Genomic DNA, 16,398 nt, shown 5'->3' with positions numbered 1-16,398 from the left:
TATTATCATATTTATTTTATTATGCCTATAACTGGAGGCTATGTGAATGGTAAGTGATCAGACGAGATATTCTAGGCTCGCGAATATAACAAAAATAATAAATACAAAATTAGAACTACGTGAAGTATTACAGCGTGTGACAATGGCGATATCAGAGGAGATTGTTAGGTGCGATGCTGTTGGAATTTATTTACCCCAGGAAGATGGAACATTTAGAGGGTTTGCAGGAAAACCAGAGACCATAAATGGCGTAACGCTCGATACTCAGGTAATTGATCCTGAAGTAGATTTACTGGCAAAAGAAGTTATTGAAACGAAAAAAACCATCTATATTCCTGATACCTCAAAGGATCATCGACCAGATCCGAGACCCGTTGATGCGTTTAAAATTAAGTCCTTATTAGCTCTGCCTATCTCATTTAGGCAAGAGTTATTTGGTCTGGTTTTTTTATTTGATTATGGGATTCCGATGAACTTAACAGATTCAGAAATTCAAAGTGTTGAAGCTTATGTAAATATGGCCGCGGTCGCAATTCAAAACGCAAATAATTTAACACAAAAGGAAAACCTTATTGCTGAGAAGCAGCTGTTACTAAATGTTACCCGTGATTTATCAATGTGTGCCTCAATACAGGAGAGTTTTGATAAATGCTTTTTTTACTTAGATCAGATTTTAGAAAGTAAAAATATGACTGCCCATCTTCTAGATCCGCTAGACAAAACAACGATTAAAACAACGAAATTAAGTAAGGGCTGTGATTGGACAGAAGCGGATTGGACAGAGAAAAGCTATGAAGCCAAGATCCAAGAGGTTATTCAAACAAAAAATATAGATAGTAAGGATTTATTGATGATTCCATTGGTTTCAATGGGAGAAGTATTAGGGGTAATCGTCGTTGGTAAAGAAGGAAAAGCTCACAATTACGATAATTCTCAAATTCAACTAGCAAAATCTATTGTTGATGCCACAGCCCCTACGTTTTCAAATTTGTTATATATGGATAAACTAGAAAGTATAGTGGAAGAGCGAACGGGAGAGCTAGCTGCTGCTAATGAAAAAGTTACAAGTGTGATTGAATGTATTACGGATGGATTCTTTACTTTAAATAATAAATGGGAATTTACGTACGTAAATAAGCACCAATATTTTCCGCAAAGAAAAACAGCAAAAGATGTATTAGGAAAGAATATATGGGATGTTTTCCCGAGTGACATCGACACAGTTATGTATAAGGAATTTCATCGTGCAATGTCAGAGCGAACTACAGTTCATTTCGAATTTCTTTCTACTGCAGATGAATATTGGCACGAAGTTATTGCATACCCGTATGATGATGGTATTTGCTGTATTTTTAAAAACATAACGGAAAAAAAGAAATATGAACAGGAATTGAAAAGATTATCTAACATTGATTTAATAGGGCAAATGGCAGCAGGTATCAGCCATGAAATTAGAAATCCAATGACAACGGTACTAGGATTTTTGCAGTTATTAAAAGAAGAGAATACCTATGAGAAACATAATAAGTACTTTCATTTAATGATTGAAGAACTTAACCGTGCCAATTCTATTATTACTGAATTTCTCTCAATGGGGAATACAAGGAAATTGGATTTACAGATGTTAGATTTAAATTCAATTATCCGCGATATTATTCCTTTAATAAAGGTTGATACGCACAATCAAAATAAGTATATTCAAGTCGATACAAATGACATTCCGGAATTACTTTTAAATCGTAATGAGATACGGCAATTATTAATGAATCTATATCGTAATGGCTTAGAAGCGATGGATACAGGGAAAGTTCTAACCATTAGCACCTACAAGGAAGGTCAAAATTGTGTGGTGCTTGCAGTGCAGGATCAAGGAAAAGGTATTAGGCCTGAAGTATTAGAGAAACTGGGTACGCCATTTTACACGACCAAAGATAATGGAACTGGATTGGGGTTAGGTGTATGTTATGCCATTGCTGCCCGCCATAATGCAAAAATAGAAATTAAAACAGGATCAGAAGGCACTACCTTTTTTGTTAAATTTAATTATGAAAATAATAAAAAATAAGCTTATTTAGAATAGTTATGATGAACCGTATCATAAATAAATTTATTCTTTGCATATAAAAAGGATAAAGAGACCATTGGACAAAAATTACCGATGGTCTTTTAAATATTATTAGATGGTATGTAGATTTCCTAAAATAAGTATGTTTCTATTTCCATAAAAATATGCTGTAATATGAAGAGGAAAAAAGTATAAGTAGTTAGAGAAGTGAGGAATTAAAGGTGAAGAAGTTTAAGAAGTTTTACTTGGAGATTACGAGTGTATGTAATCTTGCGTGTAGCTTTTGTCCGCCGACGGAAAGGCAGAAGCAATTCATTTCTGTAGAGGATTTTGCTAAAAGATTAGACCAAATTAAACCTCACACAGACTACATTTATTTGCACGTGAAGGGGGAGCCGTTGCTCCATCCGAAAATAGATCAACTATTAGACTTAAGTCATGAAAAAGGGTTTAAAGTTAATATTACAACGAACGGAACGTTAATTAATAAGAGAAGGCATAGGCTGTTAAATAAGCCCGCGTTAAGACAAATGAATTTTTCACTGCATAGTTTTGATGGACACCCAGGTTCGCAAGATAAAGAGGGCTATGTAAGGAGTATACTTTCCTTCATTAGGGAAGCGACAAGTCAATCAGATTTAATTGTATCGTTAAGGTTATGGAATTTAACTCAGGATAATAAAACAAATGCTGAAATTCAGAAAAATAGGGAGTTATTATCCATAATTGAAAATGAATTTGATCTATCTTATCAGATTGAAGAGAAGCTTACACCAGGAAAAGGTATAAAAATTGCAGAACGTGTCTTTATTAATCAAGACTATGAATTCCAGTGGCCAGCATTACATGAAGAAGAGGATGATGGGAAAGGATTCTGTCATGGACTTCGTAATCAAGCAGGGATTTTAGCGAATGGGACGGTTATTCCTTGTTGTTTAGATGGTGAAGGGATTATTAACCTTGGAAATATTAATAACGATTCATTTTCTAACATTATAGAAGGTGAAAGAGCAACAAACATTGTCGATGGATTTTCCAAAAGAGTTGCGGTTGAAGAGCTTTGTAGGAAATGTGGATATCGTAAAAGGTTTGGGAAGTAAATATGAAATAAGCCCTCATAAAGCGAGGGCTTATTTTTTATTATTGATAAGAATGCTCTAATTCATCAATTAATGAACCAACGTAAGAAACAGCTTGACGGATTGCATCTGGTTTTGACATATCTACTCCGGCATGTTTCATTAGTTCAAGTGGTTTCATTGTACCACCAGCGCGAAGCACATCTAACCAGCGATCAATAGCAGGTTGTCCTTCATCTTTAATCATTTGAGCTACTGCAGTAGATGCAGTGAGGCCTGCGGAATATGTGTAAGAATATAGACCCATATAATAATGAGGCTGACGCATCCAAGTTAAGCCCGCACCTTCATCGATTTCTACAGAATCTCCCCAGAATGTCGAAAGGACATTTGTTTTAATTTCAGTTAAAGTTGTAGCTGTAAGGGGCTGTCCTTCTTCTGCTAGAGCATATACTCTACGTTGGTATTCACCCTCAAGTAAATGAGTAACAAAGTTGTGATAATATGTGCCGAGTAGTTGTAGAATGACCCATCTGCGCATCCTCTTATCGTCAGTAGTCGCTAGTAAATGCTGAGCTAATAGTAATTCATTCATAGTTGATGGTGCTTCAACAAAGTACATAGATGGGCGTACGTTCATGATACGTTGGTTTTTATTTGCTAAATAGAAATGACCAGCATGTCCAAATTCATGTGCTAATGTGAAGCATCCACGCATCGTATTTTGCCATGTAATTAAAATATAGGGATGAGAGCCGTATGGACTTGAGCAAAATGCCCCTGTTGATTTGCCTACGTTATCTGCAAGATCTACCCATCTTTCTTTGAATCCTTTTTCGATTATGGAACTATATTCATCGCCTAATACTTTTAAAGAATCTTGAATGAGCGTGGCTGCTTCTTCATAAGTAATCGTCGGATTAAATTCGGGATCTAAAGGTGCATGTAAGTCGCAGAAAAGCATTTGATCGAGTCCTAATGCTTTCTTTTTTAAATCTGCAAAACGGCGCATATGAGGTGCTAATTCTTTATAAATAATATCAAGTTGGTTGTTATACATTTCAAGTGGAACCTTTTGTGGTTCTAATAGCATATGGGTAACGGATTCATATTTACGTAAACGAGAAAGTGTTACTTGTTTTTTTACTTCGGTAGCATATGTTGTCGCAACTGTATTTTTATATCGTTTCAAGGTGGAAACAAATGATGAGTATGCTTTTCTACGTATGTATGCGCTTGGAGAAAATTCATATTTGCTTTCAAATAATGCGAAAGAAACAGGGAGTTCGTTTCCTTGTTCGTCTTGTATAGAAGTGAAATCCATATCTGCCAATTTAGTCATGCCGTAAATTTTGTATGGAGAACTATGAACTTCGCCAAGTGCAGCAAGTGTTTCTTCTGTTTCAGGAGAGAGTGTGTGCTGCCTTTTTTTGAGTATTTCTAGTAACGACTTACGGAAAGGTTCGAGTTTTGTTTCTTCAGTTAAATATTTTTCAATTGTTCCTTCGTCGAATGAGAGGATTTCATTATGAATAAAGGATAGTGCAGTATGTACTTTCGTCCATAAAGCAGAAATTTTGGAAGAGTTCGCTTGAATAACTGGATTTGTACGATCAGTAGATTCTTTTAAATTTGCATATGAGTACAGTTTTGTTAACTTCATTAAAAGCTCTTCTTCTAAAAGTAGGCAATTTAATAAAGTTGTGGAGTTAGTATGTAAACGTCCTTTAAATGCATCAAGTTTCTGTATATCATTTTCTAATATGTTTAATGCGGTATGCCACTCATCATTGGACTTATACAAATCAGACAAATCCCATTTTAGTTCGTTAGGTACTTTCGCACGAACAAGACGATTCTCAATTATAGTTTTCATGTCTTATATCCTCCTTATTAAAAGCATCTAAAAATATGATACTAGAAAATTCAGTAAAATAAAAATATTTAACATTTTTATATATTAAAAAGAAGGAGAAGCAATTCTATGCTTCTCCTTCTTTTTAATTTTAAGAATTAATATACTTTGTCACCATTAAAAATTGAGTTTTTCACGACAACATAATCTACAGTACGAATAGCATCTAGTTTTGTTCCACCAGCGTAAGAGATAGAAGATTGAAGATCTTGTTCCATTTCGATTAACGTATCTTCTAAAGAACCTTTATGCTCAACGAACATTTTCTTACCTTCAACGTTTTTCTTCTCACCCTTTTGGAATTCAGAAGCAGAACCGAAGTATTCTTTATAAAGTTTGCCATCTCTTTCAATTGTTTCCCCTGGAGACTCTTCGTGACCAGCGAATAGAGAACCGATCATGACCATAGTTGCCCCAAATCGAATAGATTTAGCTACGTCGCCGTGTGTACGAATACCACCATCAGCGATAATTGGCTTACTTGCAGCTTTTGCACACCAACGAAGTGCAGCTAGCTGCCAACCACCAGTTCCGAAGCCTGTTTTAATTTTAGTAATACAAACTTTACCAGGTCCAATACCAACTTTTGTTGCATCGGCACCAGCATTTTCTAATTCTCTTACCGCTTCGGGAGTTCCAACGTTTCCAGCGATAACGAAGCTCTCTGGTAAATGTTTTTTAATATGTTGAATCATGTTAATCACAGCATTAGAATGACCGTGTGCGATATCAATCGTGATATATTCAGGTGTAAGTTGCTCAGCAGCTAATTGTTGTACGAATTCATATTCGTCCTCTTTTACACCAACGCTGATAGAAGCGATTAATCCACGTGATTGCATATCTCTAATGAATGAGATTCGTTTCTCTGGTTGGAAACGATGCATGATATAGAAGTAATTGTTTTCAGCTAAATAAGTTGCGATTCTTTCATCAATAATCGTTTGCATATTTGCAGGCACGACAGGTAATTTAAATTTATGTTTTCCTAAAGTGACAGTTGTATCACATTCAGAGCGGCTATTTACAATACATTTTGCAGGAATTAATTGAATATCTTCATAGTCGAATACGTTTTCCATCATTTACACCCCTAAAATACGAATATTTTATTTTTATTAATCAAAAATGTTCGTCCATAGGATAATTTACATTATTTTTATTAAGAAGTCAAAGGATTTCTTAACATTTTTTTAAAAAGTAGATTTTATATCTGAAAAAAAACGTTAAAAACGAATTTAAAACGTTTTTTCAATTGTATTGTTCGTTTATGAAAAAAGGTTGAAAAATTGAGATAATTATACAAGGTTGTATGTATTCTTTTTATTTTTTGGTAGGATGAGGGTACTATGAAAGGGTTAATGCTAACAATACGAGCAAAAGATGTTATCAATTAGTTGAACAATATATGAAATGATAAGGTTTATTTCTATATAAAAAGATGAATCTGATATGATCCACCTTTTTATGTGAGGTTTCAAGTATAATAAGTAGGGTGATAGTAACGTATACAAAAGATAAAAAAGAAAATAATACAGAATAAAATGAGGTTAATATATGAGTAAAAAAAGTTTTTCTGATTATAAATTAAGTAAGGAAATTGTAAGGGCGCTTACTGGGTTAGGATATGATCATCCAACAGAAGTACAAGGTGAGGTTATTCCAGTCGCATTACAAAAGAAGGATCTTGTTGTGAAGTCCCAGACTGGAAGTGGAAAAACAGCTTCATTTGGTATTCCGCTTTGTGAAATGGTGGAGTGGGAAGAGAATAAACCACAAGCATTAGTTTTAACACCGACGAGAGAGCTTGCGGTACAGGTAAAAGAAGATATTACAAATATAGGTCGATTCAAAAGGATTAAGGCTGCGGCAGTTTATGGGAAATCTCCATTTGCACGTCAAAAATTAGAATTAAAGCAAAAGACACATATTGTAGTTGGGACTCCTGGTCGTGTGTTGGATCATATTGAAAAGGGTACCCTTTCTTTAGAGTGTTTGAAGTATTTAGTTATTGATGAAGCAGATGAGATGCTAAATATGGGCTTTATCGATCAAGTAGAGGCAATTATTGATGAATTACCTATAAAAAGAATGACAATGCTATTCTCAGCAACACTTCCAGAAGATGTTGAAAAATTGTCTCGTACATATATGAATTCACCAACTCATATCGAAATTAAAGCAGCTGGGATTACAACGGATAAAATTGAACATACTCTTTTTGAGGTGATAGAAGACGAGAAGCTTTCACTACTTAAAGATGTAACAACGATTGAGAATCCTGATAGTTGTATTATTTTCTGCCGTACACAAGAAAATGTAGATCATGTATATAGACAGTTAAAACGAGCTAACTATCCTTGCGACAAAATACATGGTGGTATGGTACAAGAAGATCGTTTTGAAGTCATGGATGATTTTAGAAAAGGGAAATTCCGTTATTTAGTAGCAACAGACGTGGCTGCGAGAGGAATTGATATTGATAATATTACACATGTTATTAATTATGATATTCCACTTGAAAAAGAAAGCTATGTACATCGTACTGGAAGAACGGGACGAGCTGGAAATAGTGGAAAAGCTATTACATTTATAACACCATATGAAAATAGATTTTTAGAAGAGATTGAGGAGTATATTGGTTTTGAAATTCCAAAGGCAATTGGACCTTCAAAAGAAGAAGTTATGAAAGAGAAAGCTGCATTTGAAGAAAAGATATATGCTAAACCAATTATAAAGACAGATAAAAATGCGGACATAAACAAAGGCATTATGAAGCTGTACTTTAATGGCGGGAAGAAAAAGAAAATTAGAGCGGTAGATTTCGTCGGGACAATTGCTAAAATTAAAGGTGTTACAGCAGAAGATATAGGCATTATTACGATACAAGATAACGTTTCTTACGTTGAAATATTAAATGGAAAAGGACCACTGGTTTTAAAGGTTATGAGAAATACAACGATAAAAGGTAAACAATTAAAAGTTCATGAGGCAATTAAATAAATGAAAATATCCACTTTAAAGGTGGATATTTTTTTGGGGCTTACTTATAGAGTGGATAATGTGAATGGACTTTAACCAATACGTGATTGACGATTGTTTTTTTGTATGTTAGTATTTTTAATTGGTTTTTTCTACCGTTTAATGGGAAAATTGTTAATTCGTTTAGGAGTATATTTTTATATAAGTAAATCAATTTTATTTTAATTGTTGTAAGCTATAAAAAATAAGGACGGTGTTTATGAAATGAATTTTACTCAAGATAGGTGGAGTTTTAAATGGCTTCATTTTTATTTGATGGTAGTAGTTGTTGCATCTCTTTTATTACGAATATATTTAGCATTTCATTTAGAAGGATATGAACGAGATCAACTATTTTTCGTGGATTGGATGAACACGGTAGGTAAATATGGATTAGGTGATGTGTATGCACATGGGGATTTAGTAAACTACCCTCCGTTTTTCTTAGCTCTTTTAGGTATTTATGGAGTGATATTGTCATTTTTTAATATATCCGTGGATGCTGCTGGTGTTTTAATTCGAGTTCCATCAATTGCATTTGAAGTAGTGGCTATAATTATTTTTGCTATAGCTTCTAAAAGGATAGAAAATTCGATTGTGAGAGCAGCATTAGTGACATTTTTTGCATTTAGTCCAGCAGTTATAGTGGATGGGACTATTTGGGGTCAAGTAGACATGTTACATAGTATATTGATGGTTAGTTCTATTTTATTGCTAATGTATAAGCCAACTTGGTCTGGTGCTATTTACGCTATAGCGTTACTAGCTAAATTTCAATCAATCGTAATTGCGCCTGTATTTGCTATGTATTTCCTAAAAATCATTTTTGAAAAAAGAGAAGGTAAGCAATTAATTAAATTTATAATAGGGTTCTGTATCCCGTTATTAATATTCGGCCTTTATTTCGCAGCACATGGAACATTTATTACTATGTTGACACAAGCATATTTAAATGCGGTGGGTACTTTCCCAACGGTAACTGTATTTGCTATGAATATTTGGTATTACGCGATTGGTACGGATCCTAATACGGTAGATACTATTCAAGTTTTACCACATATTACATTGAAAACAGTTGGATTAATACTCTTGTCTATTGCAGCGGCATTAACTTGTTTATATGTCTTTTTCCATCGCCATATGAATACGGCAATTCTATTAAAAGCAGCGACTTTTATAAGTTTTGCATTCTTTATGTTACCTACGCAAATGCATGAGAGATATGCTTTCCCAGCATTAGTATTTGTCATCTTTTTATTGCTATATGAAATGAAGTGGACAGGAATAGCTTTAGGATTAACGTTAACAATCTTTTTAAATCTAGTAATGGTTCTGTATGCAGGCTCTAATACGAATATGGGAATGTTTATCGTTACTATTAATGTTTTTATTTTCTATGCTATGTGTAAATTATTAGTAAAAGAGTATTGTGATCGCTTTGAATTACTAATAAAGAAACAGTAAAAATTATAATTTTAGAGAGAAGTACATTTTGCCAGTATGCAAAATGTACTTTTTTAGTTTGAAAGAGTAAAATTCCAATAGAAAAATAAACATGAGAGGATACTTAGAAAATATAATTTCTAAAATACTACAATCATTCGGATAGTTATTAGGACTCTTTTAAATCATCAATCAACTTCTCAGCTAAGCGTCTGTACATATTACTCATCGACACAAATGATGTTAGTAATAAAAATTTCTCTAGGTTCGGATTTTCTAAGGAAGAAATCTCACTTACTTCTGAAACACGGTTATTTACGTCTTGCGTAAAGTTTTCAACGTTGTTTTCGGTAAGGGTAAGATAATCTTTATATAGCGTATTTAATTCGAAGGAATCATCGCCTAATAAGGATTCATTTATATTTTCTAAGGAGCTTTTTATGTCATTAATGGAAAGGGCCCCTTTTAATTGATAAATTAGGCTAATTAAAATCATATGCTCTTTTGAGTATTTTTTATTTTTGATTGGAATAAACAGTTTCCCTTTTGCATAATTGTTAATCATTGTTTTTGTTAATACTTTTTCATTATCGGTTCTTGTTGTATCCGCATAAGTATTTTCAAATAGTTGGACAACCTGGTCTACATACAAGTCGACATTTGGAATATCCTCAAGCGTAATATTTTTTTCTAAATGTAATGTTTCAAGCAATTTATTTATATTTTTCACGTAGAACCCCTCACTTTTATAACTTAGTGGAGCATAAAGTTAAATTTATCTCTAAATATGGTATTACGAAACAAATGAATTGTAAATGTTGACCTCTAATAATAATGCGTATATAATTACATGTAGTTATCGAAACTACATGTAATTATATGAGGGGTGTTTATATGAATGCTTATATAAGGGAACCGGTTAATGCTTTTACCCACTTGGGGGGAGCTGTATTATCATTTATTGCATTATTAGCTATGCTTGTAAAAGTTTCTATTAAGATGCCATCTTTTGCGGCAATTACAGCTGTTATTTTGTTTGGCATCGGAATGATGGTTCTGTATACAGCATCAGCTGTATATCATAGTGTGGTAGCCAGTGAACGAGTTATTTATTTCTTTCGAAAGCTTGATCACTCTATGATTTTTATATTAATTGCAGGTACATATGCACCCTTTTGCTTAATTACATTAAATTCAGCAAGTGGTTTACTATTATTTTGTTTAGTTTATGCAACTGCGATTTGTGGCATTGTATTTAAAATGTTTTGGTTTAATTGTCCAAGATGGTTATCGACAGCAATTTATATTACGATGGGTTGGTTAATTGTTTTATTCTTTGCACCGTTAGCTGAGAATTTAAGTACAGGAGGCATTATTTTCTTAGTACTTGGAGGCATTTTTTATACAATTGGTGGATTTATTTATGGAACAAAGCCAAAATGGTTAGAGTTTAAATATATGGGGCATCATGAAATTTTTCATGTTTTTGTATTATTAGGTAGTCTTGCCCATTTTCTAAGTGTATATTGTTACGTAATTTAATAAAAAAACGCCACATAATAAAAATTATGTGGCGTTTTTTTATTACCTGATTAGAATCGTATATGTTATAAAATTATTATGGGATAAAATGTAAGTTTATGTGTTCGCATGTTAAACATAGGATAAGAAATATGTGATATACTTTGAGAAGTTTATAATGAATGAAATATGGAGGACTATAATTATGGCAATACTTGTAACAGGTGGAGCAGGATATATTGGTAGTCATACATGCGTAGAATTACTAAATAGCGGTTACGAAGTTATAGTAGTGGATAACCTTTCGAATAGCTCGGTAGAATCTATAAATCGAGTCAAAGAAATAACAGGAAAACAATTTAAGTTTTATAAAGAAGATATTTTAAATTATGAAGTGCTTGACGCAATTTTTGAAGAAAATGCAATTGACGCAGTTATTCACTTTGCAGGATTTAAAGCTGTAGGGGAGTCAGTAGCGATTCCATTAACATATTATCATAACAACATTACAAGCACGTTAGTGCTATGTGAAGTAATGCAGAAACATAATGTTAAGAAGATGATCTTTAGTTCATCTGCAACTGTATATGGTATCCCGGAAACGTCACCGATTACGGAGGAGTTTCCATTAAGTGCAACAAATCCATATGGTCAAACGAAATTAATGATTGAGCAAATTATGCGTGATGTAGCATTTGCAGATGCAGAATGGAGTATCGCGTTACTGCGTTATTTCAATCCATTTGGTGCACACGAGAGTGGGCGTATTGGAGAAGATCCAAATGGAATTCCAAATAACTTAATGCCATATGTAACGCAAGTAGCAGTAGGTAAGTTAAAAGAATTAAGTGTATTCGGAAATGACTATCCAACGAAAGATGGAACGGGAGTCCGTGATTACATTCATGTTGTGGACTTAGCAAATGGTCACGTAAAGGCGCTTGAGAAAGTACTGAATACAACAGGAGTAGATGCTTATAACCTAGGCACAGGCATGGGCTATAGTGTACTAGAGATGGTTAAAGCGTTTGAAAAAGTTTCGGGCAAGAAAGTTCCGTATAAAATTACAGAGCGTCGCCCAGGTGACGTGGCAGTGTGTTTTGCTGATGCATCTAAAGCAAAGCGTGAATTAGGCTGGGAGGCAACACGCGGATTAGAAGAGATGTGTGCAGATTCTTGGAAATGGCAATCAAATAATAAAAATGGCTATTTAGAAGTTTAATGATGAATAAAAAAATGACCTTTGCATAAAAGCAAGAGGTCATTTTTTATTAGGTTTATTAGCGAACCTAGAAAAGAACGTTTGCTGTTTTAAATGATATGATTTTACAATATCTTATGCTAGAAGATAGTAGAATGAGATAGAGGAATGTATTATTTTATTAATTTTTTATAGAAATTGAAAGCGTATTATTGAAAAGTATTCCAACACTTGTATCATTGCTAGAGTCCGTTTATAATCAAGGAATCCTATTTCATATTTTGATAGGATTATTTATTATTGAAAGCGTTTTAAGTTTCCTCTTTTTTGAGGTAGGAGGTCTGACTTATTCAGATAAAAAATTATGTATGTAGTTTTAAATGGGAAGAAAAATAATATCAGTATCACTTTATAGTGTGGGGAGGTTAAAAGTGTGAAAGGTAAAGATTTTCACACGAATATATATGGGTTATATAGGATTATTACTTTCAGGGGCAGCTTTATTTTTAAATAGTCTTGTTATATTAGGGAAAGCAGAGATGAAAAGTGCGGGTGTTTTTAATTTATTTGTGGGTGCACTACAAATTATTATTCCGTTTTATTTGATCATGATTTCTGACCAAAGCAATTGGACAGTGTATTCATATGCGGCTACTTTCTTATTTGGATTAACTTATTTATATGTAGGTGTTACTTTTATAAAAGGAATGGATAGTAGTGGTCTAGGATGGTTTTGTATTTGGGTAGCAATTATTGCTTTATTCTATATGGTTGTTTCATTTGTTCAATTCCATGATGTTGTTAATGCATTAACGTGGTTTATGTGGGCATTACTTTGGTATTTATTCTTTGTATTAAATACACAAAAGAAGAACATCAATCAATATCTTGGAAGGATTGCCTTCGTACAATCATGGGTAACATTGACTTTACCTTCACTATTTTATTTTATGGGAGTATGGGGAGAGGGATTCGTATATGAACTATGGGTTTATGTATCAGTAATTTCTATTTTGTACTTCTGTTATTGTATTTATAAATATCGAGTACGTTAATATATGATCTGCATAAAAGCATGGAATCGTTAAACTGATTTCATGCTTTTTTATATATTAGCGTTTTATAATAAAAGAGGTGGTATCTCATAAATCATGAAAATGGGGATGATGAAATTGAAGAAAGTGTTGGTGCTAGGAGGAACAAGGTTTTTTGGTAAACATTTAGTAGAGTACCTTTTGCAAGCTGGACACGATATAACAATTGCCACAAGGGGAGTCACTGAAGATTCTTTTGGTAGCGCAGTAAAAAGAATAATTGTCGATAGAGAAGATAGAAAGCTACTAGAAGAGCGTCTAGAAGGAAAAAGTTATGATATTGTATACGATAATTTATGCTATAGTTCAAATGCAGCGAAAATGGTATGTGAAGTTTTGAAAGGAAAAACGAAGAAGTATATTATGACATCTTCAATGGCTGTCTATGAACCTGCATTAAGTTTGTTAGAAGAGGACTTTAATCCATACGAATATGCAATTACATATGGAGATAGAAATGATTTTAATTATAGTGAAGGAAAGCGATTAGCCGAAGCGGTTTTATTTCAATATGCAACATTCCCAGTCGTTGCAGTGCGTTTTCCAGTTGTTATTGGAGAAAATGACTATACGAAGAGGTTACAATTTTACGTTGAATGTGTTGTGAACCAAAAACCTATCGTTGTGGATCATGTAGATGGAACTTTGTCATTTATACATGAAAAAGAGGCAGGAGAGTTTCTAGCTTGGTGCGGAATGGAAAATGTGAAAGGACCAATTAACGCCTGTAGTAACGGGGTAGTTTCTACGGAAGAAATTATTCATTTCATAGAAGAGAAGACGGGAATAAAAGCACTCATCCAGGAAGCTGGAGAAAATATAGCTCCTTATAATGAGGTAACTAACTGTACGTTACATAATGGAAAGGCTCGTAAATTTGGATTTTTGTTCCGAGAGCTGAAACTAGAAATAAAAAATGTTTTAAAACATTATATAAATACAATGAAGTAATCATAAATCCCCCGGTGGCAATCCGGGGGATTCTGGAGGATTTCGACAATACTGATTTTACATTACCAAATTTACCTTATACATACGACTAATGTTTTTGTGATTGAATTGCTTGTAAATACTTCTCGTTTACTTGGTCCCAGTTTACTGTATGCCACCAATTGGTAACAAACTCTGGGCGCCGATTTTGATACTTTAAATAATAAGCATGTTCCCATACATCAATTACGAGTAAGGGGATTTTCCCTTCTTGCAAAGGCGTATCTTGATTTGGTGTACTCATAACAGAGAGTTCCTCACCGTCAAGAACAAGCCATCCATAGCCACTTCCAAAACGACTAATAGCTGCTTTGGAAAGTTGATCTTTTAAGTTGTCAAAGGTATTGAAATAATAATCAATTACTTTTGCAACGTCTCCATTAGGCTCACCGCCACCTCGTGGGCTCATCACTTCCCAAAAAAGACTATGACAATAGTGACCACCACCGTTATTTCTTACAGATGTAACAATTTCCTTCGGTAAAGCATCTAAATTACATAGTAATTCTTCTAAAGATTTATTATGTAATTCAGTATAATTTTCTAAAGTAGCATTTAAATTGTTTACGTATGTCGCATGGTGCTTTCCATGATGAATGGAAAGTGTATTGCTATCGATATGTGGCTCTAGTTCATCATAGTCATATGAAAGCTTTGGCAATTGAAATGAAGACATAACATTACCTCCTTTCTATTTAAAAAAGTTGGTCTAGGTAAAAATACTTTACCTGAGTCAAAAATACACCCATTTTCCATATAAGTCAATAGTAAGTCTGTTAATTTTCTGAAAAATATTACAATAAAAGTAACACTCTCAATTTCATTTGTGACTCCTATCCTTTTTGCTTATACTGTAAAGTAGCAAGGTTTTGTTGAAATAGAAGGAGATTGTTTATGAGTAAAACGAAACAATTAATAGAGGAAGCAAGTAATTTTATTACGATTTGTTATAAGGAGCTTCATAAAGAACAATTGATAGAAGAACGTATAAAAGAAATTCAAATTGAGATAGAGAAGACAGGGACATATGAGCATACATTTGAAGAACTTGTTCATGGTTCACGAATGGCATGGCGTAACAGTAATAGATGTATTGGAAGACTATTTTGGAGTAAGATGCACATATTAGATGCGCGCGAAGTAAATGATGAAGAGGGTGTATATAATGCATTAATTCATCATATTAAATATGCAACGAACGAGGGGAAAATTAAACCAACTATTACGATTTTTAAGCAATATCAAGGTGAGGAAAATAATATACGAATTTATAATCACCAATTGATTCGATATGCAGGATATAAAACAGAAATGGGAGTGATCGGTGACTCGCATTCCGCTACATTTACGGACTTTTGTCAGGAGCTTGGCTGGCAAGGAGAAGGTACGAATTTCGATGTATTGCCACTTGTATTTTCTATAAACGGGAAGGCGCCTACATATAAAGAAATTCCGAGGAAAGAAGTAAAAGAAGTGCCAATTGAACACCCAGAATACCCTATTTCATCACTTGGAGCAAAATGGTATGGGGTTCCAATGATTTCAGATATGCGCTTAGAAATTGGCGGTATTTCTTATACAGCCGCTCCGTTCAATGGATGGTATATGGGAACAGAAATTGGGGCGCGCAACTTAGCGGATCATGATCGTTATAATTTACTTCCGGCTGTTGCGGAGATGATGGATTTAGATACATCGAGAAACGGTACGTTATGGAAGGATAAGGCGCTAATTGAGTTGAATATTGCCGTACTACACTCTTTTAAAAAACAAGGAGTTAGTATTGTTGATCATCATACTGCTGCACAACAATTTCAGCAATTTGAGAAGCAAGAAGCTGCTTGTGGTCGTGTTGTAACAGGTAATTGGGTATGGCTTATTCCACCATTATCTCCAGCTACCACCCACATTTATCATAAACCGTATCCGAATGAAATTTTGAAGCCAAATTTCTTTCATAAATGATATTTAGTGTAGGTTTTTTCTGTGAAATATAATTTTTTTTAATTACTGTTATGTAGCAAATGGAAGCCTTTACTCTCGGTTATTTTTGGAAGAGGCTTTTTGAA

The 16,398-nt window shown here is 33.8% G+C and carries 13 protein-coding genes; 9 read left to right on the top strand and 4 right to left on the bottom strand.

Annotated elements, in window-relative coordinates; genetic code table 11:
- Positions 1-46: 46 nt before the first annotated feature.
- Entirely contained in the window at positions 47-2,065 is a 2,019-nt protein-coding gene (locus ATL10_RS22080) for a GAF domain-containing sensor histidine kinase (RefSeq protein ID WP_069356595.1), read from the top strand.
- A 221-nt stretch (positions 2,066-2,286) separates the two neighbouring features.
- Positions 2,287-3,165 (top strand): radical SAM/SPASM domain-containing protein, encoded by an 879-nt coding sequence (locus tag ATL10_RS22075; protein ID WP_000713633.1) that lies wholly within the window; start codon positions 2,287-2,289, stop codon positions 3,163-3,165.
- Between the two features lie 40 nt (positions 3,166-3,205).
- Here the strand turns inward: ATL10_RS22075 and pepF are convergent, their stop codons facing one another.
- On the bottom strand, positions 3,206-5,020 hold the full coding sequence (gene pepF / locus ATL10_RS22070; protein WP_110497542.1) for an oligoendopeptidase F: 1,815 nt from the start codon (positions 5,018-5,020) through the stop codon (positions 3,206-3,208).
- Positions 5,021-5,157: 137 nt separating this feature from the next.
- The gene (guaC, locus tag ATL10_RS22065) at positions 5,158-6,141 is read right to left on the bottom strand and encodes a GMP reductase (RefSeq protein ID WP_000432447.1); all 984 of its coding nucleotides are present in this window, start codon (positions 6,139-6,141) and stop codon (positions 5,158-5,160) included.
- Positions 6,142-6,616: 475 nt separating this feature from the next.
- Between guaC and dbpA the strand changes: the two genes are divergently transcribed.
- A complete protein-coding gene (dbpA, locus tag ATL10_RS22060) occupies positions 6,617-8,062 on the top strand; it encodes an ATP-dependent RNA helicase DbpA (RefSeq protein ID WP_110497540.1) in 1,446 nt (481 codons plus the stop codon).
- Between the two features lie 243 nt (positions 8,063-8,305).
- A complete protein-coding gene (locus ATL10_RS22055) occupies positions 8,306-9,544 on the top strand; it encodes a hypothetical protein (protein WP_002094212.1) in 1,239 nt (412 codons plus the stop codon).
- 148 nt (positions 9,545-9,692) lie between these two features.
- On the opposite strand, the gene ATL10_RS22050 is transcribed toward ATL10_RS22055, so the two are convergent.
- The gene (locus tag ATL10_RS22050; protein WP_000789961.1) at positions 9,693-10,253 is read right to left on the bottom strand and encodes a DUF1836 domain-containing protein; all 561 of its coding nucleotides are present in this window, start codon (positions 10,251-10,253) and stop codon (positions 9,693-9,695) included.
- Between the two features lie 164 nt (positions 10,254-10,417).
- Between ATL10_RS22050 and trhA the strand changes: the two genes are divergently transcribed.
- The 4 genes from trhA to ATL10_RS22025 all read left to right on the top strand — a co-directional run bounded on the left by trhA (position 10,418) and on the right by ATL10_RS22025 (position 14,290).
- Positions 10,418-11,065, top strand: a complete 648-nt coding sequence (gene trhA / locus ATL10_RS22045) for a PAQR family membrane homeostasis protein TrhA (RefSeq protein WP_000995320.1) — start codon at positions 10,418-10,420, stop codon at positions 11,063-11,065.
- Positions 11,066-11,249: 184 nt separating this feature from the next.
- Positions 11,250-12,266 carry a UDP-glucose 4-epimerase GalE gene (gene galE / locus ATL10_RS22040; RefSeq protein ID WP_000996538.1) on the top strand — a complete coding sequence of 339 codons (1,017 nt, stop codon included), beginning with the start codon at positions 11,250-11,252 and terminating at the stop codon, positions 12,264-12,266.
- A gap of 443 nt (positions 12,267-12,709) precedes the next feature.
- On the top strand, positions 12,710-13,300 hold the full coding sequence (locus ATL10_RS22030) for an AmiS/UreI family transporter (protein ID WP_000540540.1): 591 nt from the start codon (positions 12,710-12,712) through the stop codon (positions 13,298-13,300).
- A gap of 96 nt (positions 13,301-13,396) precedes the next feature.
- A complete protein-coding gene (locus ATL10_RS22025; RefSeq protein WP_000781720.1) occupies positions 13,397-14,290 on the top strand; it encodes an NAD-dependent epimerase/dehydratase family protein in 894 nt (297 codons plus the stop codon).
- 88 nt (positions 14,291-14,378) lie between these two features.
- On the opposite strand, the gene sodA is transcribed toward ATL10_RS22025, so the two are convergent.
- The gene (gene sodA / locus ATL10_RS22020; RefSeq protein WP_110497538.1) at positions 14,379-15,005 is read right to left on the bottom strand and encodes a superoxide dismutase [Mn]; all 627 of its coding nucleotides are present in this window, start codon (positions 15,003-15,005) and stop codon (positions 14,379-14,381) included.
- A 218-nt stretch (positions 15,006-15,223) separates the two neighbouring features.
- On the opposite strand from sodA, the gene ATL10_RS22010 reads away from it, so the two are divergent.
- Positions 15,224-16,294, top strand: a complete 1,071-nt coding sequence (locus ATL10_RS22010; RefSeq protein ID WP_090978335.1) for a nitric oxide synthase oxygenase — start codon at positions 15,224-15,226, stop codon at positions 16,292-16,294.
- The last annotated feature ends 104 nt before the right edge of the window (positions 16,295-16,398 follow it).

Origin of the sequence: Bacillus sp. 196mf (genome assembly GCF_003217275.1) — a bacterium.
Taxonomy (GTDB): Bacteria; Bacillota; Bacilli; order Bacillales; family Bacillaceae_G; genus Bacillus_A; species Bacillus_A thuringiensis_S.
The sequence above is the reverse complement of the archived record's forward strand: the minus strand, read 5'-3'. Positions and strand labels throughout refer to the sequence as shown.

What these genes read in the sequence shown, in the direction of transcription:
- ATL10_RS22080 (WP_069356595.1), top strand. Translation starts at nt 47, where the DNA reads ATGGTAAGTGATCAGACGAGATATTCTAGGCTCGCGAATATAACAAAA.
- pepF (WP_110497542.1), bottom strand. Translation starts at nt 5,020, where the DNA reads ATGAAAACTATAATTGAGAATCGTCTTGTTCGTGCGAAAGTACCTAAC.
- guaC (WP_000432447.1), bottom strand. Translation starts at nt 6,141, where the DNA reads ATGGAAAACGTATTCGACTATGAAGATATTCAATTAATTCCTGCAAAA.
- dbpA (WP_110497540.1), top strand. Translation starts at nt 6,617, where the DNA reads ATGAGTAAAAAAAGTTTTTCTGATTATAAATTAAGTAAGGAAATTGTA.
- ATL10_RS22055 (WP_002094212.1), top strand. Translation starts at nt 8,306, where the DNA reads ATGAATTTTACTCAAGATAGGTGGAGTTTTAAATGGCTTCATTTTTAT.
- trhA (WP_000995320.1), top strand. Translation starts at nt 10,418, where the DNA reads ATGAATGCTTATATAAGGGAACCGGTTAATGCTTTTACCCACTTGGGG.
- galE (WP_000996538.1), top strand. Translation starts at nt 11,250, where the DNA reads ATGGCAATACTTGTAACAGGTGGAGCAGGATATATTGGTAGTCATACA.
- ATL10_RS22030 (WP_000540540.1), top strand. Translation starts at nt 12,710, where the DNA reads ATGGGTTATATAGGATTATTACTTTCAGGGGCAGCTTTATTTTTAAAT.
- ATL10_RS22025 (WP_000781720.1), top strand. Translation starts at nt 13,397, where the DNA reads ATGAAAATGGGGATGATGAAATTGAAGAAAGTGTTGGTGCTAGGAGGA.
- sodA (WP_110497538.1), bottom strand. Translation starts at nt 15,005, where the DNA reads ATGTCTTCATTTCAATTGCCAAAGCTTTCATATGACTATGATGAACTA.
- ATL10_RS22010 (WP_090978335.1), top strand. Translation starts at nt 15,224, where the DNA reads ATGAGTAAAACGAAACAATTAATAGAGGAAGCAAGTAATTTTATTACG.